This window comes from Arthrobacter globiformis, assembly GCF_030817195.1.
Lineage (GTDB): Bacteria > Actinomycetota > Actinomycetes > Actinomycetales > Micrococcaceae > Arthrobacter > Arthrobacter globiformis_D.
In genome coordinates this window covers 1013622-1038050 of record NZ_JAUSYZ010000001.1, presented here as the reverse complement: position 1 = coordinate 1038050, position 24429 = coordinate 1013622, and the positions used below count along the sequence as shown (strand labels likewise).

The 24429-nt window shown below is 67.4% G+C and carries 18 protein-coding genes and 1 tRNA gene; 8 read left to right on the top strand and 11 right to left on the bottom strand.

Features of this window, described 5'->3' with window-relative positions:
• Positions 1-9: 9 nt before the first annotated feature.
• The 3 genes from QF036_RS04845 to QF036_RS04835 are packed head-to-tail and all read right to left on the bottom strand — an operon-like array spanning position 10 to position 1928.
• Complete coding sequence (locus QF036_RS04845) at positions 10-387, bottom strand: VOC family protein (protein WP_307099730.1); 378 nt, start codon at positions 385-387, stop codon at positions 10-12.
• 59 nt (positions 388-446) lie between these two features.
• Positions 447-1082 carry a uracil phosphoribosyltransferase gene (gene upp, locus QF036_RS04840; RefSeq protein WP_307099729.1) on the bottom strand — a complete coding sequence of 212 codons (636 nt, stop codon included), beginning with the start codon at positions 1080-1082 and terminating at the stop codon, positions 447-449.
• Positions 1083-1094: 12 nt separating this feature from the next.
• Complete coding sequence (locus tag QF036_RS04835) at positions 1095-1928, bottom strand: phosphatase PAP2 family protein (RefSeq protein ID WP_307099727.1); 834 nt, start codon at positions 1926-1928, stop codon at positions 1095-1097.
• A 60-nt stretch (positions 1929-1988) separates the two neighbouring features.
• On the opposite strand from QF036_RS04835, the gene QF036_RS04830 reads away from it, so the two are divergent.
• Positions 1989-2495 carry a nucleoside deaminase gene (locus QF036_RS04830; RefSeq protein ID WP_307099725.1) on the top strand — a complete coding sequence of 169 codons (507 nt, stop codon included), beginning with the start codon at positions 1989-1991 and terminating at the stop codon, positions 2493-2495.
• A gap of 11 nt (positions 2496-2506) precedes the next feature.
• On the opposite strand, the gene QF036_RS04825 is transcribed toward QF036_RS04830, so the two are convergent.
• From QF036_RS04825 to QF036_RS04810, 4 genes are read right to left on the bottom strand one after another with little or no spacing between them, the layout of a single operon-like run.
• Complete coding sequence (locus QF036_RS04825) at positions 2507-3733, bottom strand: DNA glycosylase AlkZ-like family protein (RefSeq protein WP_307099723.1); 1227 nt, start codon at positions 3731-3733, stop codon at positions 2507-2509.
• Between the two features lie 3 nt (positions 3734-3736).
• Positions 3737-4918, bottom strand: coding sequence for a glycosyltransferase family 4 protein (locus tag QF036_RS04820; protein WP_307099721.1), 1182 nt, complete (start codon positions 4916-4918; stop codon positions 3737-3739).
• Positions 4919-4925: 7 nt separating this feature from the next.
• Positions 4926-5324, bottom strand: coding sequence for a 6-pyruvoyl trahydropterin synthase family protein (locus tag QF036_RS04815; protein WP_307099720.1), 399 nt, complete (start codon positions 5322-5324; stop codon positions 4926-4928).
• A gap of 3 nt (positions 5325-5327) precedes the next feature.
• Positions 5328-6374 carry a zinc-dependent alcohol dehydrogenase gene (locus tag QF036_RS04810; protein ID WP_307099717.1) on the bottom strand — a complete coding sequence of 349 codons (1047 nt, stop codon included), beginning with the start codon at positions 6372-6374 and terminating at the stop codon, positions 5328-5330.
• A gap of 147 nt (positions 6375-6521) precedes the next feature.
• Between QF036_RS04810 and QF036_RS04805 the strand changes: the two genes are divergently transcribed.
• Both QF036_RS04805 and QF036_RS04800 read left to right on the top strand, forming a co-directional pair.
• Positions 6522-6611: transfer RNA gene (locus QF036_RS04805), tRNA-Ser, on the top strand.
• Positions 6612-6760: 149 nt separating this feature from the next.
• Positions 6761-7366, top strand: a complete 606-nt coding sequence (locus QF036_RS04800; protein WP_307099715.1) for a dihydrofolate reductase family protein — start codon at positions 6761-6763, stop codon at positions 7364-7366.
• A gap of 377 nt (positions 7367-7743) precedes the next feature.
• Here QF036_RS04800 and QF036_RS04795 read toward each other — a convergent pair whose 3' ends face one another.
• A complete protein-coding gene (locus QF036_RS04795) occupies positions 7744-8097 on the bottom strand; it encodes a hypothetical protein (RefSeq protein WP_307099713.1) in 354 nt (117 codons plus the stop codon).
• A gap of 103 nt (positions 8098-8200) precedes the next feature.
• On the opposite strand from QF036_RS04795, the gene QF036_RS04790 reads away from it, so the two are divergent.
• Complete coding sequence (locus QF036_RS04790; RefSeq protein ID WP_307099711.1) at positions 8201-8788, top strand: SRPBCC family protein; 588 nt, start codon at positions 8201-8203, stop codon at positions 8786-8788.
• On the opposite strand, the gene QF036_RS04785 is transcribed toward QF036_RS04790, so the two are convergent.
• The 3 genes from QF036_RS04785 to QF036_RS04775 form a co-directional block, all read right to left on the bottom strand.
• On the bottom strand, positions 8778-11915 hold the full coding sequence (locus QF036_RS04785) for an efflux RND transporter permease subunit (protein ID WP_307099709.1): 3138 nt from the start codon (positions 11913-11915) through the stop codon (positions 8778-8780). The two genes, QF036_RS04790 and QF036_RS04785, sit on opposite strands and share 11 nt — an antisense overlap.
• A 1-nt stretch (position 11916) precedes the next feature.
• Complete coding sequence (locus tag QF036_RS04780; RefSeq protein ID WP_307099707.1) at positions 11917-12240, bottom strand: hypothetical protein; 324 nt, start codon at positions 12238-12240, stop codon at positions 11917-11919.
• 125 nt (positions 12241-12365) lie between these two features.
• Positions 12366-15524, bottom strand: a complete 3159-nt coding sequence (locus QF036_RS04775) for an efflux RND transporter permease subunit (RefSeq protein WP_307099705.1) — start codon at positions 15522-15524, stop codon at positions 12366-12368.
• A 483-nt stretch (positions 15525-16007) separates the two neighbouring features.
• Between QF036_RS04775 and QF036_RS04770 the strand changes: the two genes are divergently transcribed.
• From QF036_RS04770 to QF036_RS04755, 4 genes are all read left to right on the top strand, one after another.
• Positions 16008-16682 (top strand): DUF4232 domain-containing protein, encoded by a 675-nt coding sequence (locus QF036_RS04770; RefSeq protein WP_307099703.1) that lies wholly within the window; start codon positions 16008-16010, stop codon positions 16680-16682.
• Between the two features lie 159 nt (positions 16683-16841).
• Positions 16842-18332 carry an FAD-dependent oxidoreductase gene (locus QF036_RS04765; RefSeq protein ID WP_307099700.1) on the top strand — a complete coding sequence of 497 codons (1491 nt, stop codon included), beginning with the start codon at positions 16842-16844 and terminating at the stop codon, positions 18330-18332.
• A gap of 51 nt (positions 18333-18383) precedes the next feature.
• Positions 18384-23489 carry an Lhr family ATP-dependent helicase gene (locus QF036_RS04760; RefSeq protein WP_307099698.1) on the top strand — a complete coding sequence of 1702 codons (5106 nt, stop codon included), beginning with the start codon at positions 18384-18386 and terminating at the stop codon, positions 23487-23489.
• Entirely contained in the window at positions 23482-24399 is a 918-nt protein-coding gene (locus tag QF036_RS04755) for an Fpg/Nei family DNA glycosylase (RefSeq protein ID WP_307099696.1), read from the top strand. Before QF036_RS04760 ends, QF036_RS04755 begins: the two co-directional genes overlap by 8 nt.
• The last annotated feature ends 30 nt before the right edge of the window (positions 24400-24429 follow it).

Genomic DNA, 24429 nt, shown 5'->3' with positions numbered 1-24429 from the left:
CTTCCGAACTCAGCCGTTCGGCCGGTTGGGGAGGTACTGCACCGCCCACTTGTTGCCGTCCGGGTCGGCGAAGTAGACGAAGTGGCCCCAATCCTGGATGTCCACATCGCTGACGTCCACGCCGTTCGCCTTGAGCTGGTTGTGGGCGGCGTTGATGTCGCTCACCACGAGCTGAAGGCTGGGCGCCGTGCCCGGAGGAGCATCGTTGAGGCCTTCCCCGATGGCGATCGAGCAGCCCGACCCGGGCGGGGTCAGCTGGACGAAGCGGATGCCGTCCATGGGCCGCTCGTCGTAGTCGGCGTTGAAACCGACCTTGTTGACGTAGAAGTCCTTGGCGCGGTCCACGTCGGACACGGGTACGAAGACGAGTTCAAGTTTCCAGTCCATGCTGCACAGGCTAGCCGGGGCGCCCCGCGCTCCGGAAGACCTGCGCTCCGGAAGGGGCTTTAGCCTGCGATCCCGTAGAGCCGGTCGCCGGCGTCACCCAGGCCCGGCACGATGTAGGCCTTCTCGTTCAGCTTCTCGTCGATGGAGGCAAGGACGATGGTGACGTTGGCAACCTTAAGCTCCTCCTCCAGCTTGGCCAGGCCCTCCGGAGCGGCCAGCAGGCAGATGCAGGTGACATCAGCGGCGCCGCGCTTGAACAGGAACTTGATTGCCTCACGCAGCGTGCCGCCGGTAGCGAGCATGGGGTCGAGGACGAAGATCTGGCGGCCCGAAAGGTTGTCCGGCAGGCGCTCTGCGTAGGTGATGATGTCCAGGGTTTCCTCGTCGCGGGCCATGCCCAGGAAGCCCACTTCGGCGGTGGGGACCAGCTTGGTCATGCCCTCGAGCATGCCCAGCCCGGCGCGCAGGATGGGGACCACCAGCGGCGTAGGCTTGGTGAACGCGGTCCCGACCGTGGTGGCGACCGGGGTTTCGATGGTGACCGGCTGGGTGCGGACGTCGCGTGTGGCCTCGTAGGCGAGGAGCGTGACCAGCTCCTCGGTGAGCTGGCGGAAGACCGGCGAGGAGGTGTTCTTATCCCGCAGGACGGTGAGCTTGTGGGCGACCAGCGGATGGTCCACGACGAGTGTGCGCATGGGTCAAAACTATCACCCGGGGCTTGGCTCCCCGCCCCGGTTTCCGGCTCCTCCGCCGGCATCGGGAGACCCCTGGAGGCGCTCCGCCCGCTCGGTTTTGCTGTCCTTCAGATGGGCCGGGTGCTCGAACGTGGGCGCGGGGCCGGCATGCTCCCGCCGGCGGATGGCATGGAAGAGCCTGTGGGCCAGGATCACCACACCCACCCAGGCCGCCCCGATCAGCCAGGCTGCCATCACGTCTGTCAGCCAGTGGTGGCCGAGGAACACGCGGCTCAGTCCCATGGCGATGATGAACGCCGCCCCCGCGATGATCAACCACGTCCGCGCCGAGGTCTTCCGGAACTCCAGGCACATGAGGTACACCACGATGCCGATCACCACGGTGGTGTTCAGCGTGTGCCCGCTGGGGAATGACGGCGAGAACTCGAACGGGGGAACGGCGTCGACGTGGTCAGGACGGGTGCGGCCCAGCAGGGTCTTGCCTACGCTGGTGGCGGTGACGGAGACTGCGGCCGCGCCGCCCACCAGGATAAGCGGCCGCCAGCTGCGGCTGACATAGATCAGCCAGGCAACGAGGAGGCTCGCCAGGATGGGCATGCCAATGCCGCCGCCGATGTTCGTGAAGGCCGTAACAGCCGAATCGAGTCCGGGGCTCCGGAATTCCTTGGCCAGCTGGAGGGCGGGTCTGTCCAGTCCCGAAACGCCGTCCTGGTCGACAACGCTGTTGTATACCTCGGCACTGAGGAGCGTCAGGACCACCACCAGGAAGCCGCCGATGACGAGGGTGATCCACAGGGCCGCGTAGGGCCCCAGCCACCGGCCGTACTTTTCCGTCAAGGACTTCATCGTTACTCCCGGCACTCGCGTTGTCCGATGCTAAGTATCCTTCGAAACTATCATTGACCCATGGCCCCGGCAGATCCGCAACACCTGGAATGGATGGGCCTTGCCCTCGAAGAAGCCCGGCGGGCCCTGGCAACCGAGGACGTGCCGATTGGCGCCGTCGTGATCGGTCCGGACGGAACGGTCCTGGGTAGCGGACGTAACGAGCGCGAAGCCCTCGGGGACCCGACCGCGCATGCCGAGGTGGTGGCCATCCGGAAGGCCGCCGCGCGGTTGCGGGAACGCGCGGCGCTCGACGGCGGCGGCGGCGACGGCTGGCGGCTGGAGGACTGCACGCTGGTGGTGACTCTGGAACCGTGCGCCATGTGTGCCGGAGCGATCATTCTGGCCCGGATCCACCGCGTGGTGTTCGGGGCCTGGGACGAGAAGGCCGGGGCGGCGGGCTCCGTGTTCGACATTCTGCGCGAGCGCCGCCTCAACCACTGGGTGGAGGTCTACGCCGGCGTGCAGGAGGAGGAATGCGGCCTGCTGCTGCGGGACTTCTTCGCAGCCCACCGCACTGGCAGTTAGACGGCGGCTGGTCAGACGCCGGCGGCGTCAAGCGCATCGATCCGCTCCTGCCGGGACGATGGCGAGTCCAGGCTGAAGGAGCGAAAGTCGCCCAGATCCTCCCGGATCCACGCCTCAACCTCGGCGATGCGCTGTTCGACGGCGGGCGTCCGGCCGGCAAAGAGCCAGGCGGCGATCCTTTCCCTGCCGGGATCGTACTGCCAGAGTCCGATGATCGTGCCACGGTCAAAGATGGGGTGGTCCGGCAGGTCCGCCTGCAGCGCCAGGGTGGTGTTCAGCAGCTTCCGGTCCCGGTCCGCGTCCGCAAACAGGTCACCTGCGTTCCGGCGGTGCAGCACGAGCGCATCGGTGCCGGCCAGCAACTGGATCTGTTCCCCGTCCGGCGGACTGAAGTCCGCGAGGCGTTCGACGTCGGCCGGCAGCATCCAGAGCACGTCGCCCGCGGCGGTGGGAACCTCCACGGCCCCGACGGCGGCGAGCGCCGCCTTGGTGTCGGTGAGGGTGAAGCCGGTGAACCACTGGGATTGCTTGCTGGTGGCGCCGCCCGTCCAGCCGAGGTAGCGGCGGACCAGTTCCTCGCGGGCGCCTTCCGGGCCGAGCCGGCTGGGCGGCAGGCCCCACAGAGTGTAGGCATAGCGCTGCTGGTCCAGCCGCCCGTTGACCGGAACGCGGCGGATCCGGCCGTCTGCCTGCAGCAGCCCCAGCGCCGTGGGCAGCGTGGTGGCCGCCCCCTTTTTCTTGCCTTCCTCGCCCAGGTTCCGAACCGACTCCCCGAGCTCCTCTTTCAGCTGCCTGGGGTCCAGCGGACTGTCGGCTTCGCCGAGAACGTGCAGGATCTGTTCCTCCAGCAGCGTGATCTCGCCGCGGTCCACCCCGAGCCGGGCCAATACGCGGAAGGCCTCGTCAGCGCTCTTGCCGAGGGTCAGCGCCCAGTCGAAGTCCTCCCGGCCCAGCACATAGGTGCAGCCGCGGGCGGTGGGCAGTTCGTGGATCGTGAGCTCGCGGACGTCCGCGTCCACCTGGCCGCGGCGGATTCCGGCGCGGGCGAAGAGGGTCAGGTACGGATTGGCGCCGCCCACCGACCTCGCCCAGCCCGCCGTGGCGAGCACCTCCTGCGACGTGCGGCCCTCGAGCGTGCCGTCCAGCCCCTGCCGGTGCCAGGCCCAGGCGCGGAGCAGCTCCGGGGTGAGGGCCGTAGCAGTTTCCAGAGTGGCGGCAGACGGAACGTGGCTGGTCATGCCTCATTCTCCACCAGCGGGCGGTTGCGAGGAATGGCCGCCTACCGATGCCTCCGGCGCCACGTAGCCGAGCACCCGCCGTGCAGTGGCGTCCCAGCCAGGCAGGAGTTCCCGGCCGGCGAGGGCACGCCGGCGCCATTCCGCACGTAGGGCGGGGTCCGTGAGCCAGCTGCGCAGCACGGCCGCCAGCGGCTCCGGGTCCCCGTCCCCGTCCCCGGGCACAACATCCCCGGCGTCAACATCCCCGGCGGCACCGAGTTCGACGACGGCGCCGGGCAGGGTGGGCGCTGCACCTTCCGGAGGCTCTGGCGCGGTTTCTGCACCCAGTTCCAGCGCCTCCACCGCGCCGGTGCCGGCCCGGACGATGACCGGCACCCCGCGGGCCACAGACTCGGTGACCGCCATGCCGAAAGCCTCCACCTTGGAGACCAGCAGGCTCAGATCAGCGGCGTGCCACTGCTGCTCGAGCACCTGGCCCGTCAGTTCGCCGGGCAGCTGCACCCGGCCGCCCAGCCCGTGCCGGTCGACCGCCGCCGCGACCTGGCGGGCGTAGTCGGGGTCCGCCGTGCCCGAGCCGACGAGGGCTGCCGTCCATTCCAGATCCTGGAGCCGGGCCAGCGCACCGAGGAGAGTCAACTGGTCCTTGTTGGGCAGCAGTGCCGCCACGGCAAGCAGGCGCGGTGGCTCGGACCCGCCAGCCACCCGGGCACGTCTGGTTCCGGGCAGCGCAGCGCGGACGCCGGCCAGTCCGTGCCGCCGGCTGATCTCGGCAGCGGCTGAACCGCTGGTGCAGATCACGCCGGCAGCCGCCCGGAGTGCCCGGGCTTCCAGGTCCGGGTGCTCGTCCAGGGGCATGTGCAGCAGGACCCATGGCGCGTGCCCGCCGGCGGCGGCCGCCTCCATCGCGTCGGGGGCGCCGGAGGCCACCAGACCGTCAACGATCGTGATGGTGCTGGCCGGCACCGCTGCCGGGCCCCCTGCAGCGGTTCCTGAACCGAGCAAGCCGGCCAGCCGCCGTCGTTCTTCCTTGCTGCCCACCGGCCACTCGCCGGCGACCGGCTGGATGGTTACCCCGGCTCCCAGTTGCTCAAGGCCCTGCGCCAGCGCAGCGTTGTAGACGTTGCCGCCGGAGTTATGGCGGATGTTCGCGGGAACCAGGAGCCGGATGGCTGGTGGGGGCAGCATGGCGGCCTTAGTTGCGGTCGAACTCGAGGGCATAGCTCGCCCAGGCGTCGGGGTTTTCGCGCAGCGTGACGTCCAGGCCGGCGAGTTCCCGGCCGTCCCTGTCCTCCCGCAGGCGCTCCGCGACGGCGCCGGCAATGTACTGCGCCAGCGCCTCGGTGGTGCTCAATTTCCCGGCGAAGTCCGGGTGATCGTCCAGGTTGCGGTAGTTGAGCCCGGCCAGCACCTCCTCAATCATGCTTCCGGCGGCGCCGATGTCCAGTACGATCGCGTCGTCGTTGAGAGCACGACGGCGGAACCTCACCTCCGCCACGAAGGTCGCCCCGTGCAGGCCCTGGGCTGGCCCGAACGCCTCCCGAGGAAGGCTGTGGGCGATCATGAAGTGGCGGCGAACGGTCAGGCTGAACAATGGTTACCTCGCTGTTTCGGTGGTGGCGGTCCGGTGGTCTTCAGTCAGGGGATCATCAGTGGCGGGATACTCAATCACGTGGCACAGCGCATCGAGCCGGCCGCTGGCCAGGTCCTGGACCACGCCCGGCAGCTCAGCGAACGCGGAGGCACCTGTCAGGAAGGCATCGAACACCGGATCTGTCAGCAGGGACATGGCGAGCTCCAGCCGGTCGGCGTTGGTCCGGCGGTGCCGGCGGGCCCGTGCCACGGCGCCCACCTGGCTGGCGCGGATGGACAGCCTGCGGGCGTGGAAGTCCTCGCCGAGCGGGATGGTGATTTTCCGGTCGGCGTACCAGGACATCTCGATGATGTCGCCCTCGTCCCCCACGAGCTTCAGGCTGCGCTCCAGCCCGCCTTCGGACGCGGAGCAGTGGAACACGATGTCGCAGTCCGGCAGGGCGTCGTCCGGGTGCGCGAAGTCAATGCCCAAGGTGTCGGCGAGGTCCTGGCGGTCAGGGGCCAGGTCGACGAGCTGGAGCCGCGCCAGCGGGAACGTGCGCAGCAGCGTGGCCACCATGCCGCCCACCAGCCCGGCGCCGATCACGGCGACGCGGTCGCCCAGCCTCGGCCCCGCCTCCCAAAGGGCGTTCACGGCCGTTTCCACGGTGCCGGTGAGGACCGCGCGGCGGGGAGGAACGCCGTCGGGAACGCGGGTGAGCGCGGACACCGGCACCACGTAGCGGTCCTGGTGCGGATGCAGGCAGAACACCATTTGCCCCATCCAGTCATCCGGACCCTGCTCCACCACGCCCACGGACAGGTAGCCGAACTTGACCGGCGACGGGAACGAGCCCTCCTGGTGCGGGGCGCGCATCTTCTCGGCGATGCAGGGCGGTACGGCAGCCTGGTGGACCACGAGTTCGGTGCCCTTGCTGATGCCCGAATAAAGCGAGCGCACCAGCGCCTCCTCCGGGCCCGGGACGGGCAGCTCCTCGCTGCGCAGTTCACCCCGGCCGGGGCCCACGGTCCAGTATGCGGTTGCTTTAGTGTGCTGCTGGGAAGTACTCATCTTGCTTATGAATCTAGTGCCCGGCCCCGATTTCCGGGAAGATGCGTCCCGGCGCGCCCGCTGAGAACGCCAGGCCGCTGACTGTGTTGCCGGCAAAAGTATGCCGTTTTGGGGATGCGGGCCTTGCTCCGGTACCCTATTCAGGTTGGTGACGTGTCCGAGCGGCCGAAGGTGCAACACTCGAAATGTTGTTTGGTGTAAAAGCCAACGTGGGTTCAAATCCCACCGTCACCGCCAATGAGAAAGACCCCGGTTCCCTTGTAAACAAAGGGAACCGGGGTCTTTCTTCATCTCCAAGAAGCCCAGCGGTAACTTCTTCTGAGTCATCACGTGCTACGATCCCCGCACGACCGCATGCAAAGTCGCAATCCCCCGGGAGGTTCGCGATGCCGGACACCACCTGCCACATGTCGATCTCGCTGGACGGCTTCGTCGCCGGGCCAGACCAGAGCCGTGAGAACCCCCTGGGCAAGCGGGGGCTGGAGCTGCACGGCTGGCACATCGGCGACGCGCGGGCGAACGATGCCGACAAGGTCGCGAACGAGTGGCTCATGCGCCCGCGGGGCGCGTATGTAATGGGTCGGAACATGTTCGGCCCGATCCGCGGGGACTGGGATGAGGAATGGGCGGGGTGGTGGGGCCCCGAGCCGCCGTACCACGCGCCGGTGTTCGTGCTGACCCATCACGGACATGACCCGATCCAGATGGACGGCGGGACGACCTTCCACTTCATCACCGAGGGCTTCGACGCGGCCTACTCCGCTGCGTGCCAGGCCGCCGGGGAAAACGGCGTGGACATTGCCGGTGGGGCTTCGACCGTCCGGCAGGCTCTGATCGCCGGCGTGATCGACGAACTCACCCTCGACATCGCACCGGTCCTGCTCGGTTCGGGCGAGCGCATCTTCGACGGGGTTGAATCCTTCGGCTTCGAACCCGCCGAGGTGCTTCACTCACCGCTGGCCACCCACATCCGCTACCGCCGCGTCAGCTAACTCCGGTCCGCCGGTGTCCTCGCCGGACTCCTATGAGCAGCGATCGAAACCTGGTTGGACCTGTCCGGGCGGCATCTCACTCCGGCGGCCCATCCCATCCGGCGTGGGCAAGTTCCCGGGCCGGGGCGGCGGCCCGCTCATTCCCCGGTTCGCAGAGCGGGCCACCTACCGAGGCCGTAGATCCAGGAGACCCGTTACGGCGACGGTAGCGGGATAGTACCGCCGCGGGCTTGGGAAAAGGTGGCTCCGATTTGAGACCTAAGCAAGCTTTCCATTAGTTTTGACAGGGACGCTCCGTGTTCCCCCATACGCGGAGCGGTTGCCTAGAAGAACCCCGCTGCACGGTTGTGCAGCGGGGTTCTTCGCCGTTGGGGCTGTTACTCGGAGCCGGACTTCTGATCCCGGTCGAGGAGGTTCTTTTTGAGCTCGTCCAGTTTCTCCTTGATGACCCGCTCCGCATCCGAGATGGTCTTCCCCGCGCTGCTCAGCGGATCCAGCTGCACATACACCTCGTGCGTCACTGGCAGGTCGTACTCGTCCTTCAGGTGCGTCCCGCCGCCGACCCCTTCCAGGCTCAGGTACACCTGGGCGTCGGTGCGGGCGATTCCGGCGATCCTGCCGAACACCACGGTGAAATCGTTCGGCTGAAAGCTCACCGTCTGGCCAACGTGGCTGCGGTCAAGCTCCCCCGCCGTCACGGCCTTTTCGTACTGGCTTCCGCTGTAGTTCATCGCTACTCCTCAATTTGGGCGTGGTGACTTACGCCAGCAGTCTATGGCGGACGGGCGGCACGCGCTTGAATGGTTGCAGATCTTTTCGCGGCAGGAGGCACAGATGAACGCCAAGGGCACCAGGAGCACGGACTACGCCTTCGTCACGGTCTGGCGGGTGGCGGGGACCACGGACGACGTCGCCGAGATCCTGGCCGACCCCGTCGGACTGGCCACGTGGTGGCCCTCCGTGTACCTCCGCGTGGACCTCATCCATCCGGGCAAGGAGAACGGTGTGGGGCGGATGGCCAGGCTCCACACCAAGGGCTGGCTCCCTTACACCCTCCGCTGGACGCTGACCGTCACGGAACCGACCACCAGCAGGGGCTTCGCGATCCGCGCAACCGGCGACCTGGACGGGACCGGGCGCTGGACGTTCGAACAGGACGGGCCGGAAGTCCTGATCACCTACGACTGGCGGGTCAGTGCCACCAAGCCGCTGCTGAGGCGGCTCAGCTGGCTGCTGAAGCCCGGCTTCGCGGCCAACCACCGCTGGGCAATGGCCCGCGGGCAGGAGAGCCTGGCGCTGGAGCTGCGCCGCCGGCGGGCGGGCACCGGAACGCATTCCGTCCCCGCACCACCGCCGCCCACGTTCCCGCGGGTGGCGGGGCGTGGGCGGCGGATGGACCGGCGGGTCGTGGCTAGGCGTTAGCCAGTACGGGCTCCGGCGGTGCCTGGTTCCGGCTGGCCTTCGGCTTGGCGAACCGCAGGTACAGCGACGGGACCACGAACAGGTTGAGCAGCGTGGACGTGACCAGCCCGCCGAGGATCACCAGGGCCATGGGATGTTCAATCTCATGGCCGGGGATGTTCCCCAGGACCACCAGCGGCACCAGGGCAAGCCCCGTGGCCAGGGTGGTCATGAGGATCGGAGAGAGGCGTTCCCCTGCGCCCCGCAGCACCAGTTCAGGACCGAACTTTTCACCCTCATATTTCTCCAGGTGCTGGCAGTGGTTGATGAGCAGGATGCCGTTCCTGGCCGCAATGCCCATGACCGTCAGGAAGCCCACAATGGACCCCAGTGACAGCACCCCTCCGCCCATGAAGGCGGCGAACACGCCGCCCACCAGGGCAATCGGGAGCGTGAGGATCACCAGCGTCGCCAGCCGCCAGCTTCCGAAGGCCACCTGCAGGAGCAGGTAGATCACGGCCAGTGCCCCGATGGCGAGCGTCAGCAGGGTCTTGGTCGCCGCCTGCCGCTCCTGGAACTCACCCAGGATCTGGGTGCGGAAGCCCTGCGGCAACTCCACCTTCTTGAGCCCTTCCTCCATGGCCGCAACCACCGAGCCCAGGGCGCCTTCCTTCACGTTGGCCTCGATATCGATCCGCCTGGAGTGCGCGTCACGCTGGATGACGTTCGGGGTCGGCTTCACCTGGACGCTTGCCACATCGGACAGCAGGATTTTCCGCCCGCTGGGGGTGTCGATGGGAAGGTTCCGGATGGCACTGATATCGGAACGGACCTCCGGCGGGCTCCAGACCTGGACGTCATATGCCTTGCCGCCGCGGTAGACGTCGCCGACTTCCTCTCCGGCCACGAGTGTTGCCGCCGCCCGCCGCACGTCGCCCGGCTTCAGCCCGTAGCTCTGGGCCTTCGCCAGATCAACCTCGATATTAAGCTGTGGAATGTCCTTTTGCAGTGCCGTGTGCGGGGCAACCGTTCCTTCGGTCTGCTCAAAGATCGTCTGGATTTCCGCGGCCTTTGAACGCAGGAGGGCCAGGTCGTCCCCGTAAAGCCGGACGACGACGGCGTCGCTGGCACCCGTGAGAACCTCACGGATCCTCTCCTTCAGGTACGTCTGGACGTCGCGCACAATGCCGGGATAACCGTCCACGACTTCGTGGATTGACTTCAGCGTCTTGTCATAGTCGACTGCAGGGTCGATGCTGATCCAGTTCTCACCGAAGTACACCCCCACGACTTCGTCGGCGTTGAAGGCCTGCCCGATGTGCGAGCCGCAGTTCCGGACCCCCGGAATCGTGAGCAGTTCCTCGCAGGCCTTCTGGCTGACGCGGTACTCCTCCGTAACCGACGTGCCCGGCTGTGTCAGCCAGTGCATCAGGAAGTCGCGTTCCTTGAAGTCAGGCAGCAGCGACTGCCCCAACAGCGGTGCCGTGATGGCACCGATGGCCGCCATGGTGCCGAAGGCCGCATAACCTGCAACGGGCCGCCTGACCATCCGGCTCAGGACCGCGCGGTAGCCGCGTTTGAGCACCCTCACCAGTGGCGGTTCCTGCTCCTTCAGCGGGACTTTCCGCATGAAGATCAGTGCCAGTGCGGGGGTGACGGTCAGTGCCACGAGCATCGATGCCAGCACCGCCAGGGTGTAGGAGATGGCCAGCGGCCTGAAGAAGGCCCCGGTCAGTCCCTGGAGGAAAAAGATCGGCACCGCGGCGGCGATGATGATCAGCGTGGCGTAAATGATCGGTCCGCGGACCTCCAGCGAGGCCTCCAGGACCACCGATGCCGTGGACCGGGTCCCGCCCTCCGCCCGGTGCTGCCGGAGTCTTCGGATGATGTTCTCGATGTCGATGATCGCATCATCCACCACCACCCCGACGGCAATCACCAGCCCCGCCAGGACCATGGTGTTCACCGACGCTCCTGTGAGGTACAGAACGGACGCCGCCGTCACCAGTGACAGCGGGATGGCGATCAGGCTGATCAGCGCCGTGCGCCACTGGAAGAGGAAGGCGCCCAGAACCAGCACCACGAGGATGCAGCCCAGCATCAGAGCGCGGCTGAGGTTGTTCAGGGACTCCTCGATGAAGGTTGCCGGACGGAAGATCTCCGTATCGACCGTGATGCCGCTGAGTCCCGGCTCCATCTGCTCCAGCGCTGCTTCCACACCCCGGGTGACTTCCAGTGTGTTGCCCCACGGAAGTTTCTCAACGATGAGCATCAGCCCTTCGCCCTGGTTGATCACGGCGTCGCCAATGAGCGGCTGATGGTCCTCCACCACATTGGCCACGTCGCCGAGGCGGAGCGGCTTCCCGTTCTTCTCCTCGATGGTGATCCCCGCGAGGTCCTTCGGCGTGGTGATCGGCAGCACGTGCTGAATGCTGAGCCGCTGGTTGGGCGTCTCGATGTGCCCGCCGGTTCCAATGACGGAACCCGGCGAATACTGCAGCAGGCCCGCGTCAAGGGCGTTGGCGGTGACTTCCATGACCTGGTTCAGGCTGACGTCGTTGGCCTTGAGCTTCTCCGGAATGGCCTGCACCTGCAGCATCTGCAGACGCTCACCCCAGATGGCCACGTTGGCCACGCCCGGGACCCGCAGCAAGTGGGCGCGGATCTTCCAGTACGTGATCATGGACATTTCCATGAGCGAACGCTGGTCCGATGTCAGCCCGATCTTCATGACCCGGCTGGTGGACGAGAGCGGCTGCAGCATCACCGGTGGAGCCGCCCAGGTGGGCAGCGACGGCGTGACAATGGCAATGCGCTCCGAGACCAGCTGGCGGGCCTTGAGCAGGTCCGCCCCCGGAGCGAAAAGGAGCACGATCGAGGACAGCTGCTCCACTGACTTGGAGCGGATCTCGTCCAGTCCCTCGACGCCGTTGAGGGCGTCTTCGAGCGGAACGGTCACCAGCTGCTCCACCTCGGCGGCGGTCAGGCCTATGGCGATGGTCTGGATCTCTACCTTCGGCGGCGCGAATTCGGGAAAGACGTCCACCGAGGCCGTGCTGAGTTGGACGCCGCCGAACGCCATCATTGCCACCGCAATAGCCACCACCAAGGCGCGGAATTTCAGGCTGAACCCGACAATCCGGCGCATGTCAATGACCCTTTGTGCCGAATTCGGCGCCGAACAGTTCCGCGGCACCAACGGTGACAACATCGGTTCCTACGGGCGGACCGGACCGGAGCTGCACCTTGTTGTCGGCGATCTTGTCCACCGTCACCGCGGCCCGGATGTAGGTCCGCGGCGCGGGATTGGTATAGACCCAGGTCTTACCGTTGGCGTCGTAGACCAGGGCTCCGTAGGACACCTGCAGCGGACTGCCTTCGCCCTTGGCCACCTTGACCGTGGTTACTCCCAGCCGCTCCACTGCCTTGTCTGTCAGTGTCAGCCTGTTCAGGTCCGGGCCGGCCTTCTCCATGGTGGACGCTGCCTCCCCAGCGGGTGTCGCGGTAGTTTTTACCGTGGCACATCCGGAGAGGCCGATCGATGCTGCGCAGACCAGCACAAGAACAGAACGCCAGCCCCCAAAATCACTCTTGCTTTTCATGACAATTCCGACCTCTCTGCCAGAACCGGTCCGTTATTAATCACCAATGAGCTCCCCCAGTCCGTGTTGGTGCGTGGACCAATGCGGAGGAAGAGGATCGGCAGAATAAAGAGGGTCAGGAGGGCAGTGGTAATAAGCCCGCCCCACACAACCAGCGCCAGCGGAAGGAGCATGCCTCCGCCGACCGGCCCGCCGAGCAGCACCAGCGGCACCAGTGCCAGTCCGGTGATCACGGTGGTCAGAACAGTTGGCAGCAGCCGCTCTCCGGCCGCCTGCCGCATCAGATGCGCCGGCGAGTCCGCCGGGGCACGGGACTGCAGTGACTGGTACGTTCCCATCAGCATGACCACGTCCCGGACTGCCAGGGCGAGCACTGCTGCCAGGGCCACCAGGACATACACGGAGCCGAAACCGCCGGCCAGGTCGGCGGTGAGGATGCCGCCGGACAGGGCCACCGGAAGCAGCACGAAGACGAGCGCTGCGAGCCGCCAGTTGCCGAGGACCGTCAGCAGCAGGACCAGGATGCCGGCTGCCGCTGCCAGGGCGAGCCACCAGATGAACGCGCCGGCGGCCTCCTTTTCGGCGTACTGCGGCGGGATCTCAGCGTGGTACTCCACCGGGAACTGCATTCCCTTGATGGCGGCCTGGACGTCGCGGGTAACGTCACCGAGGTTGCGGCCCTGGATGTTGGCCACGACGTCGATGCGCCTGGAGGTGTCATCATGGTGGATCACGGTCTGGTTCGGGCGGAGCGTGACCTTTGCCACGTCACCCAGCCGGACCTGCCCGCCTTCAGGCTTGTCAACCATCATGTCGGTAACGCTTGTCAGGCTGTCACGGGTGGATTCCTTACCCTTGACGATCACCTGGAAAACCTTTTGCTGTTCGAACAGGTACCCCACCTCGATGCCCTGCAGGACGGTGGCAGCCGCCCGCCGAACATCGCCAGGCTTGATGCCCTGCTTCTGCGCCTTTGCGAGGTCAACCTCGATTTCAGCAACAGGCTGGTCTACCCTGACATCCACCTGGGGCTCAACCACGCCGTCCGTACGCGACAGAATCCCGCGGATTTCCTCTGCTTTCTGGCGGAGGATGTCCAGGTCCACGCCGAAAACGCGCACCCTGAACTGGCGGTTGTCGATTTCGCTGGCAGCAGCAACCTGCTGCTCCGGGTAGGTGGTCACCTTCGCCGTCAGCCCCGGGTACCCCTCAACAATTTCCCGCACCTCGGAGCGCACCCTGCTGATGTTGACGCCGTCCTCCATGGTCACCCACAGTTCGCCGGCATTGACGTCAGAGGAGCTATCGGAGGTGATGGCACGTCCAACGTGGCCGCCCACGGAGGAAACTCCGCGGATTCCACTGAGCTCTTCGCTGGCGTTGGTCATCACCCGGTTCATCACATCGGTACCTGTGCTTGCCGCCGCCGCCCATTCCACGAGGAGGGTCCGGTCGGGAACAGCGGCCACAACAGGAAGTTCCTTGGTGGCTCCCGGGACGATGGCGAGTGCGGCAATGGCCATTGCCGCCGCCGCAAGGGCGAACACGGTGGCAACTGTTCCGGTGAAGGCCCTCGCCGAGCGTTCGTAGCCGAGCCGGGCCTTCCGGATTATCGCAAGGCTGCGCCGCGGCCGCCTATGGCCCCGCAGCAGCAGGCTCGCAAGGGCGGGTGTGACTGTCAGGGCGACGAGCATTGCCACGGCGGTGGCCAACAGGTAGGACAGCACCAGTGGCTTCAGGAACGCCCCTTCCACACCCGGGACAAACAGCGCCGGGGCCAGGGCAAGCAGTGCAGTGAGTCCGGCGAACAGGACAGGCACGCGTGACCGCTGCAGGCCGTGGGCAAGCAGGGCTTCGCGCGTCACCCGGTCACCGGTCGATTCCCGCCGGAAGCTGTGCAGATCGCTGATGACATCGCCGATGACAACGAGGAGGGCAAGGACCAGACCCGCGAACGCCATGACGTTCAGGACCGCTCCCTGGAACTGCAGCACCAGCGCCGCTGCCATGGCCGCCACGGAAATGGCGATGAAGGCCAGCAGGGCGTACCGCCAGGACCGGAATGCGATGCCGACCAGTGCGGCAACCACCAGGAGGCTGACGAGCAGGGCAACGCCCAGGCTGCCAACAGCGGACTCAATGAAGGAGGCCGGGCGGAACACGGTGGAATCCACGGTGATGCCGGAAAGGCCCGGACGCAGACCGTCCAGCACCGCCTCAACGCCTTGCGTCACGTCGGCGACGCTCGTGTCCGGGAACTTCTCGATGACCATCAGCAGACCGGGCGACTTGCCAGTGACAGCATCGCCGATCAGCGGCTGGTGGTCTTCACTCAGGGTGGTGACGTCGGCCAGCGTCAGCGACTTGTCGGATGCACCTTCAACGCTGACTTTGCCGAGGTCTGCCGGTGTCCGGATCGGAAGCACATGCTGGATCCCGATACGCTGGTTGGCGGACTCGAGGAAACCGCCCGTGCCCGGGGTCGATGCTTCCAGGAAGCTCAGAGGCGATACCCACACCGCATTGCCGGCGGTCTCGACCACCTGGTTGAGGGTGATGTTCTTCGCTTTGAGCTGCTTCGGGTCCACCTGCACCTGCAACTGCTGTTCGCGCTGGCCGTAAATGGAGACGTTTGCCACCCCCGGGACACCCATCAGCGCCGGCTTGACGTCCCAGCGGGCCAGGACGGACATGTCGATCGGCGACACGTCCTGGGAGGTCATTTGCACCATCATGACGCGGCTCGTCGAGGAGAGCGGCTGCATCAGTACCGGCGGAGTCGACACATTGGGCAGCGCGAAAGCCTGCGTCAGTCGCTCTGCCACGAGCTGCCGGGCGCGGAGAATATCTGTGCCAGGCTCAAAAACCATCTCAATAGAGGAGAGGCCCGGGACTGACTTCGAACGTATTTCGTCGAGCCAGGCAACCCCGTTCAGCAGGTCGGCCTCCATAGGCGAGGTAATAAGCTGTTCGACCTCCACGGCCGACAGGCCCAGTGCCTCGGTTTGAATCTCCACGTGCGGTGGAGCGAATTCTGGAAGGTTATCCACTGGCATTGACGGCAGGGTGGTTATTCCAAACCCCAGAATGCCGGCAGCAGCGGCTAAAACAATCAATCGAAACTTAAGACTCCAGCGGACAAGCCAACCGGTCATAACCTCAGCCCCCATCGTTATTAGCTTCGGCGGCGTTGCCGGAAACCAATGACTGATGCGCCTCTTCAGGTACGTCCGCAGCGGCGTTGCTGTGGACGAGTGCCGAGCTGTCTCCCCTCAACCCTGCGCATCCTCCTTACGGAGGACACTTCTGGCCATGGGAGTGATGACGGACCGCGGCCAGACTATGAGCGTTATTTCCTTGCCGGCTTTTCCTGCCGGCTTTTCGATTCCTACGCAATTGTGGACAAGCGAGACCAAGATCAGTTTGACACAACCAAATCTGCAGATCAACGCAACATTTACGCTGAAATTAGCCAATTCTGCGCCAAGGAAGTGATTTATCGTTGCATCATCGTCGGCAGAAACGGGTTTGGGCCGAACGGATGGAGTCTGCCGGCTGATGTCACAATCCGGGCATCAAATCCGGGTGCCCGCCGCGCCTTCGTTGACTCCGGCAGGAACGCCCGCAATGTTAGAGCCATGAGGCCTCAGCGAATCACCAAAGGACTAATAGGTACGACGGCGGCTGCCGCACTGGCGCTGCTACTCGCGGCCTGCGGGCCAAGCCAGCCCGCCAGCCAGGGGACATCCGAACCGGCACCCGGCTCAGCCACCCCGAGCACCCAGTCGGCCCCCGAAACTTCCGCGCCGTCGTCGTCCGCTGCCGCTCCTACCCAACCCCGACCAGCGCCCCCGACGGCCACTTCAGCGGCGCCCCAGTCCACCGCCGCCGGCACCCAGCTGTGCAAGGCCTCAGGGCTGAAAGCCACCACGGATGCCACCGGCGGCGGTGCCGCCGGCAGCGTTTATATGGAGCTGATCCTGACCAACAGCGGCAAATCCGACTGCCATCTGAAGGGCTTCGCCGGTGTGTCCCTGACCACCGGGCCCAACGGCCAGCCGATCGGGGCACCGGCGCAGCGTGATACCTCCGTCGCCGTCCAGGACGTCCTGCTGGCCCCCGGGAAGTCCGGCACGGCGGTGCTCCGCTACACCCAGGCGGGGAACTACCCGGACTGCGCCAAGACCGCAGCCGCCGGCTTCCGGATCTACCCGCCGGAGGACACGGCGTCGCTGTTCGTGGCACGGCCCTCGGATGCCTGCAGCAATGCCTCGATTGAGCTCCTGAGCATCGGGGCGTTCCAGGCCCGCTAGGGCAAAGATTGCCGGAACCACCCTGCCCTGCCGCAAGCCTGTTCCGGCCCTGACTTCGTAAGTACACTTACGGTTACGTCGGGGCCCTGGCTGGCAGCGGGGGGCCAGCCGCGGGAACGCCTCGCGACAAAGACGCAGGCCAAAGGCAGGTTGAGACACGTGACGTCACTCTGGTTGGACCGTAACGACACTTTCACCAGCGACCCGTTCACCCCCGGCGAGTCCTTTGACACCGTGGTGGTGGGTGCGGGGCTGACTGGCCTGACCACGGCGCTGCTGCTGGCCCGCTCGGGACAGGACGTGCTTGTCCTGGAGGCACGCGGGCTGGGCGCAGTGACCACCGGCAACACCACCGCCAAGGTAACCCTGCTGCAGGGCACCGTACTCTCCGCCCTCCGGCAGCAATACCCGCAGAAGGTAGTGGACGCCTACGTGTCCGGCAACCGGGAGGGGCAGGCGTGGCTGCTGCGTTACATGGAACAACGGGGCGTGCCGTTCCAGGTGCGCGACGCCTACACCTACGCCGCCACCCCGCAGGGTACGGAAGCGGTCCGCGCGGAGCTTGTCGCGGCCCTCAGCGCCGACCTGGAGGTGGACTACGTCCGGGATGCGGGCCTGCCGTTTCCTGTGCGGGGAGCCGTGCGCCTTCGCGGTCAGGCCCAGATCAACCCGATGGACGTGCTCACTGCGCTGGCAGAGGACGTCCGGAGCCACGGCGGCCGGATTGTCAGTGGGCTGCGGGTCCGGAACGTCACCGGCGCGGGGCCGTCAACCATCCATGTTGACCGCGGATCCGTCCAGGCCGACTCGGTAGTGCTGGCCACGGGCAGCCCGATCCTGAACCGCGGCCTCTACTTCGCCAAGCTCAAACCGAACCGATCCTACGCCGCAGCCCTGGAGTTGACCGGAGATGCGACACCGCCCGAGGGCATGTACCTGTCCGTCGAGCAGCCCGTGCGTTCCATCCGGGACTACCCGGCGGACGGCCGGAACCTCCTCCTCGTGGGCGGCAACGGGCACCCGGTGGGAAAGGCGCGCTCGGAACAGGCGCACCTGGAGGATGTCCTGTCCTGGGCGCGGCAGCACTTCCCTGTTGCCGCCGTCACCCACACGTGGTCCGCGCAGGATTACCAGGCCACCAACCTCATGCCGTTCTTCGGCAAGCTCCCCCGCGGCCGCGGGCGCATCTTCTTCGCCACCGGCTACAACAAATGGGGCATGACCAACGCGGTGGCTGCATCCCTGGGCATCGCTGCGGACATCCTCGGCGGCCAGCTGCCGTGGGCCAACACCATCCACCGCCGGGTGACATCGCCTCCGGGCGCAGCCTCGGCCGTGACCCTGAATGCCGGAGTGGCCGCCACGCTGGCAAAGGACTGGGGCAGACTGAAAAAGCTTCCACCGGCCGACGGTGCCGTGCCGGCCGAGGGCACGGGAACCGTGGCACTGCGCGACCGGAAGCCCGTGGCCACGTCCACTGTTAACGGAACGACGTGCAGCCTGTCCGCGGTCTGCACGCACCTGGGCGGAATCCTGCACTGGAACGACAACGAGAAGTCCTGGGACTGCCCGCTCCATGGCTCCCGGTTCAGCAGCGACGGGCAGGTCCTTGAGGGACCGGCCACCCGCGACCTTCCGCCGGCCGGGTAGGGAATTCCTGATGTTCCTATAGGTGTCAGTGCCGTGAGGCATGATGGAGGCATGCAGTCGCAGGAGCCCGCCGGTACCTCCACCGGCACGTCCACCGGGGACTCGATGGGCCAGTTCAGCCGGCCCACCAGGGAGTGGTTCCTCGGCGCGTTTTCCGAGCCCACCCCCGCCCAGCAGGGGGCCTGGAACGCGATTTCATCCGGTTCACACGCCCTCGTGGTGGCGCCCACCGGCTCAGGCAAGACCCTGGCCGCGTTCCTTTGGGCCCTGGACCGGCTCCTGGTGGCCGGGTCGGCCGCACCCGATGCTGCTTTGCCCGACACTGAAGTGCTGCCAGGCCTTGAAGAGCCTCCTGCCGGCGCCAAGCCCAAACAACCCCGGGCACGGAAGCCCAAGCGGAAAACCCGCGTACTGTACATCTCCCCGCTCAAGGCGCTTGGCGTCGACGTCGAACGCAACCTCCGCTCTCCCCTCATCGGCATTACCCAGACCGCCAAGCGGCTGGATCTGCCGGCTCCCCTGATCACGGTCGGAGTCCGGTCCGGCGACACCCCCGCCTCGGACCGCCGTGCCCTGCTCAGCAACCCGCCGGACATCCTGATCACCACCCCCGAGTCCCTCTTCCTGATGCTCACCTCCAGGGCGCGGGAAACGCTCAGCGAGGTGGACACCGTCATCGTGGATGAGGTCCACGCCGTTGCCGGCACCAAGCGCGGGGCGCATCTCGCCGTCTCGCTCGAGCGCCTTGATGCTTTGTTGCCCGCGCCCGCCCAAAGGATCGGGCTCTCGGCCACCGTGGAACCGCGGGAACTCGTGGCGCAGTTCCTGGCCGGTTCCGCCCCGGTGGAGATTGTGGCCCCTCCCTCGCGGAAGAACTGGGATCTCACGGTGTCTGTACCCGTGGAGGACATGTCAGATCTTCAGGGCGCCGCCGGGGCTTTCGATTCCGGGCCTGCGTCGGGACTGCAGCCGCAGGCCTCCATCTGGCCCCATGTGGAGGAAAAGATCGTGGACCTGGTGCTGGCCAACCAGTCCACCATCGTCTTCGCCAACTCGCGGCGGCTGGCGGAGCGCCTGACGGCGCGGCTCAACGAGATCCACGCGGAACGCCAGCTCCTGACCGTTGGCGGAGGCTGGGATGACCCTGCTCCGCCGGCGCCCGGAGGCGTGGCCACGTCCACCGGCACGCCTGCGCACATGATGGCGCAGGCCGGAAGCACCGCAGGGGCTGAACCGTTGCTGGCACGGGCCCACCACGGCTCAGTATCCAAGGACCAGCGGGCCCTCATCGAGGACGACCTCAAGTCCGGGCGGCTGCGCTGCGTGGTGGCCACGTCCTCGCTGGAACTCGGCATCGACATGGGTGCCGTGGACCTCGTGGTGCAGGTCGAGTCCCCGCCGTCAGTGGCCAGCGGACTGCAGCGGGTGGGCCGCGCCGGGCACCAGGTGGGCGAAATTTCCCAGGGCTACCTATTCCCTAAGCACCGGGCAGACCTGGTGCACACCGCCATCACCGTGGAGCGCATGCTGGACGGCAAGATCGAGCGGCTCAGCGTGCCGGCCAACCCATTGGACATCCTGGCCCAGCAGACCGTCGCGGCCACCGCGCTCGGCAGCATCGACGTGGAGGAATGGTTCTCCACGGTGCGCCGCTCGGCCCCGTTCGCCACGCTTCCCCGGTCCGCCTACGAGGCCACGCTGGACCTGCTGGCCGGGCGCTACCCCTCCGACGAATTCGCCGAGCTCCGCCCCCGGATCGTCTGGGACCGCAACGCCGGGACCATCGAGGGCAGGCCTGGCTCCCAGCGGCTGGCCGTCACGTCCGGAGGCACCATCCCGGACCGCGGGCTGTTCGGCGTCTACATCATCGGCACGGAGACCGAGGGATCGGCTTCCCCAGCCGGAGCAGGTGACGGCAAGGGATCTGGCACGGCCGCCCCGGCCAAGGGAGGCCGGCGGGTCGGCGAGCTGGACGAGGAGATGGTGTACGAATCCCGCGTCGGCGACATCTTCGCGCTGGGCGCCACCAGCTGGAAGATCGAAGACATCACCCATGACCGCGTGCTCGTCTCGCCCGCCTTCGGCCAGCCCGGCAAGCTGCCGTTCTGGAAGGGTGACTCGCTGGGACGCCCCGTTGACCTGGGCCGCGCCCTCGGCGCGTTCGTCCGTGAACTGTCGGCATCCGACGTCGGCCCTGCCACCGAGCGCTGCAAGGCCAGCGGCCTGGACGACTTCGCCGCAAACAACCTGCTGCAGTACCTGTCGGAACAAAAGCTGGCCACAGAGGTGGTCCCCAGCGACACGACGCTCGTGGTGGAACGCTTCCACGACGAACTCGGCGACTGGCGGGTCATCCTGCACAGCCCGTTCGGCATGCCGGTCCATGCGCCCTGGGCCCTCGCCGTGGGCCGGCGGCTGAACCAGCGCTACGGCCTGGACGGATCGGCCATGGCCGCCGACGACGGCATCGTGCTCCGCGTGCCGATGATGGAGGACGAACCTCCCGGAGCCGAGCTGTTCCTGTTCGACCCCGAGGAACTGGAACAGATTGTCACCGCCGAGGTGGGTGGCAGCGCCCTGTTCGCCTCCCGCTTCCGTGAATGCGCGGCGCGTGCCCTGCTGCTGCCCCGGCAGACCCCCGGCAAGCGGCAGCCGCTGTGGCAGCAGCGGCAGCGGTCCGCGCAGCTGCTGGACGTCGCACGGAAGTACCCGGCATTCCCGATCGTGCTGGAAACCGTCCGCGAGTGCCTCCAGGACGTGTACGATCTGCCGGCCCTGAAGGATATCGCCGCCTCGATTGAACGGCGCGAACTCCGGATTGTCCAGACCACCACCCAGCAGCCGTCCCCGTTCGCCAAGTCCCTGCTCTTCGGCTACGTGGCGCAGTTCCTCTATGAGGGCGATTCCCCGCTCGCCGAACGCCGGGCGGCCGCGCTGGCCCTTGACTCCACGCTGCTCAACGAACTCCTGGGCCGTGTCGAACTGCGCGAGCTTCTGGACGCCAGGGTCATCGACGCCACCGAACGCGAGCTTCAGCGCCTTGCCCCCGATCGGAAAGTCCGGGGCATGGAGGGTGTGGCCGATCTTCTCCGGCTGCTCGGGCCGCTGGATCCCGTGGAAGTCGCCGCCAGGCTTGCCCCGGCTGAGGCCCCGCTGGTTGAGCCTGTCGAAACCGAGCCCGTCGAAACCTTGGAAACCCCGCTGGTTGAGCCCGTCGAAACCCCGCCGTCCCAGGCAACAACGGCCGAAGCTGCCGCCCACCTCGCCGCCCTCCAGCGGGCGAACCGGGCCATCAAGGTGACCATCGCCGGCGTCGAACGCTTCGCCGCGGTGGAAGACGCCGCCAGGCTGCGCGACGCCATCGGCGTCCCGCTGCCCATGGGCGTTCCCCTCGCCTTTATCGAGCCGGTGACGGACCCGCTGGGCGACCTCGTCTCGCGCTATGCCCGCACCCATGGTCCGTTCACCGCCACCGAAGCCGCAGCCAGGCTGGGACTTGGTGCGGCCGTCGTCGAAACTGCCCTGAAGCGGCTCGCGGCCGACGGCCGCGTGGTGGAAGGCGAATTCCGGCCCCACGCCGAGTCCGCTGCCACCGGGTCCGCCGCCGGCGAAAGCCCGGCAGCCGCTCTGTCTGATTCCGATTCCGGCCTTGACCCCGTCGCCCAAGCGGCAGCTGCATCGGCCGCCGCCTCGGCCGCAGTGGCCCTGGCCGGCAGCGAATGGTGCGACGCCGAAGTCCTCCGCAAGCTCCGCCGCCGCTCGCTCGCGGCACTGCGGGCAGAGGTGGAGCCCGTGGACATCACCGCCTACGGCAGGTTCCTGCCGGCCTGGCAACATGTCCGTACGCCGGGCGCGGGACGTGGACAGCCGGCGCTGCGCGGACTCGACGGCATCATCACCGCCGTGGACCAGCTCTCCGGCGTGCCCATACCTGCGTCGGCCTGGGAACCGCTGGTGCTCGCCAGCCGGGTGTCCAACTACCAGCCCGCCATGCTGGATGAACTGATGGCCGCCGGGGAGGTCCTCTGGTCAGGTGCCGGTGCACTTCCGGGCAACGACGGCTGGATCAGTCTGCACCTGGCAGATTCAGTGGAACTGACGCTGAACCCGGCCCCTGACTTTGAACCGGGTGACGCCCAGCGTCGGCTGTTGGACCACCTGCAGGCTAACGGCGGGGGCTACTTCTTCCGGCAGCTGACGGACATTGCCGGCGGCATGGACGCGGTACTGGGCGACCAGGACGTCGTTTCCGCCATCTGGGATCTGGCCTGGGCAGGCCGGGTCACCGGTGACACGTTCGCCCCGGTCCGGTCCCTGATCGCCGGCGGGCACACCGCCCACCGGCAGGTCGCTCGCGCGCCCCGCGCCAGGGCGCCACGCCTCAGCCGGCTGGGACGGTCGCACGGCACGGGCCTGCTCGGCTCGCCGGGACTGTCCGGCGGACGGTACGGGTCGGTCAGCGGCGCTGTCCCCACCCCGCCCCTCGCGGCCGGGCGCTGGTCCGCGCTGCCCACGCCCGAGCTCGATCCCACCATCCACGCCCGCGCCACTGCGGAGCTTCTACTCGACAGGTACGGGGTGGTCACCCGCGGATCCGTTATGGCCGAGAACATCCTGGGCGGCTTCGGGCTGATGTACAAGGTCCTGGCCCGTCTGGAGGAAGCCGGACGGTGCCGGCGGGGGTACTTCATCGAGCATCTCGGTGCTGCCCAGTTCGCCGTGCCCGCTACCGTCGACAGGCTGCGCACGTACACCGAGGACGCCCAGCTGGCCAAGCCGGAACCGGTGGCGCTGGCCCTGGCGGCAACAGATCCGGCCAACCCCTACGGCGCCGCCCTGCCGTGGCCCGCCAGCAATGTCGAAGCCGGCAGCGGGCACCGCCCGGGCCGGAAGGCCGGCGCGCTGGTGGTTCTGGTCGACGGCGCGCTGGTGCTGTACGTCGAACGGGGCGGCAAGACGCTCCTGGTCTTCACGGAAGGCGACTCCGTCCTCGCCGCCGCTGCCGGAGCCCTCGTGGACGTGGTAAAGCGCGGGGCAGTGGACAAGCTCATCATGGAAAAGGTCAACGGCCACGGCATCCTCGACACCCCTGCGGCATCGGCACTGACTGCCGCGGGCGCCTACTCCACACCAAAGGGGCTGAGGATCCGTGCCTGAAGGCGACTCCGTCTGGCGCGCCGCCAACCAGCTGCACACCGCCCTCGCCGGACAGAAACTCCTCGCATCCGACTTCCGCGTGCCCCGCTTCGCCACACTGAACCTGGCCGGCTGGACCATGGAGGAGGTGGTCCCCCGCGGCAAGCACCTGCTGATGCGGCTCGCCGGCCCGGCCCACGAGCGGCTGACCATCCACTCGCACCTGAAAATGGAGGGCAGCTGGCAGGTCTACCCGCCGGGAGGCCGGTGGCGGAAGCCGGGATTCACGGCCCGGTGCGTGCTCCGCACGGCCGTTGCCGACGCCGTCGGATTTTCCCTTGGCCTGCTTGAGGTGATCAAGACCAGCGAAGAGGACAAGGCTGTGGGGTTCCTGGGCCCCGATCTGCTGGGCCCGGACTGGGACCCGGCCGAGGCCGAGCGCCGGGTGACGGCGAGGCCCGACGTGCCGGTCGGGGTGGCCCTCCTGGACCAGAGCAACCTCGCGGGCATCGGGAACATCTACCGCTGCGAGGTGTGCTTCCTGGCCGGGATCCACCCGGCGTCGCCCGTTGCCGCGGTGAGGGACTGGCCCGCCATGTTTACCGACGCCAAGCAGCTCCTTGAGGCGAACCTCGGACCAGGCCGCCGGACCACACTGCTCAACGCCCGTGGAACTCCGGTGGGCCGCGCGGCCGGGCGGCCCGGCTACTGGGTGTACCGGCGCGAGCACCAGCCGTGCCTGCGCTGCCGGACCCCCATCCGCCACGCCGTGCTGGGCAAGAGCGTGCCGGGCAAGAGCGTGCCGGGCAAAAGTGGTGCGGGAATCGCGGCGGCGGGCCGCCCCGGCAGTGCATCCGCGGCGGTCACGGAAGAACGCGACATCTACTTTTGTCCGACATGCCAGCCCCTGCTGGACGGCCCCGAAGCCTGACGGCCACGGAGCCGCCGCAGAATGAACTGT

What these genes read in the sequence shown, in the direction of transcription:
- QF036_RS04845 (WP_307099730.1), bottom strand. Translation starts at nt 387, where the DNA reads ATGGACTGGAAACTTGAACTCGTCTTCGTACCCGTGTCCGACGTGGAC.
- upp (WP_307099729.1), bottom strand. Translation starts at nt 1,082, where the DNA reads ATGCGCACACTCGTCGTGGACCATCCGCTGGTCGCCCACAAGCTCACC.
- QF036_RS04835 (WP_307099727.1), bottom strand. Translation starts at nt 1,928, where the DNA reads ATGAAGTCCTTGACGGAAAAGTACGGCCGGTGGCTGGGGCCCTACGCG.
- QF036_RS04830 (WP_307099725.1), top strand. Translation starts at nt 1,989, where the DNA reads ATGGCCCCGGCAGATCCGCAACACCTGGAATGGATGGGCCTTGCCCTC.
- QF036_RS04825 (WP_307099723.1), bottom strand. Translation starts at nt 3,733, where the DNA reads ATGACCAGCCACGTTCCGTCTGCCGCCACTCTGGAAACTGCTACGGCC.
- QF036_RS04820 (WP_307099721.1), bottom strand. Translation starts at nt 4,918, where the DNA reads ATGCTGCCCCCACCAGCCATCCGGCTCCTGGTTCCCGCGAACATCCGC.
- QF036_RS04810 (WP_307099717.1), bottom strand. Translation starts at nt 6,374, where the DNA reads ATGAGTACTTCCCAGCAGCACACTAAAGCAACCGCATACTGGACCGTG.
- QF036_RS04800 (WP_307099715.1), top strand. Translation starts at nt 6,761, where the DNA reads ATGCCGGACACCACCTGCCACATGTCGATCTCGCTGGACGGCTTCGTC.
- QF036_RS04795 (WP_307099713.1), bottom strand. Translation starts at nt 8,097, where the DNA reads ATGAACTACAGCGGAAGCCAGTACGAAAAGGCCGTGACGGCGGGGGAG.
- QF036_RS04790 (WP_307099711.1), top strand. Translation starts at nt 8,201, where the DNA reads ATGAACGCCAAGGGCACCAGGAGCACGGACTACGCCTTCGTCACGGTC.
- QF036_RS04785 (WP_307099709.1), bottom strand. Translation starts at nt 11,915, where the DNA reads ATGCGCCGGATTGTCGGGTTCAGCCTGAAATTCCGCGCCTTGGTGGTG.
- QF036_RS04780 (WP_307099707.1), bottom strand. Translation starts at nt 12,240, where the DNA reads ATGGAGAAGGCCGGCCCGGACCTGAACAGGCTGACACTGACAGACAAG.
- QF036_RS04775 (WP_307099705.1), bottom strand. Translation starts at nt 15,524, where the DNA reads ATGACCGGTTGGCTTGTCCGCTGGAGTCTTAAGTTTCGATTGATTGTT.
- QF036_RS04770 (WP_307099703.1), top strand. Translation starts at nt 16,008, where the DNA reads ATGAGGCCTCAGCGAATCACCAAAGGACTAATAGGTACGACGGCGGCT.
- QF036_RS04760 (WP_307099698.1), top strand. Translation starts at nt 18,384, where the DNA reads ATGCAGTCGCAGGAGCCCGCCGGTACCTCCACCGGCACGTCCACCGGG.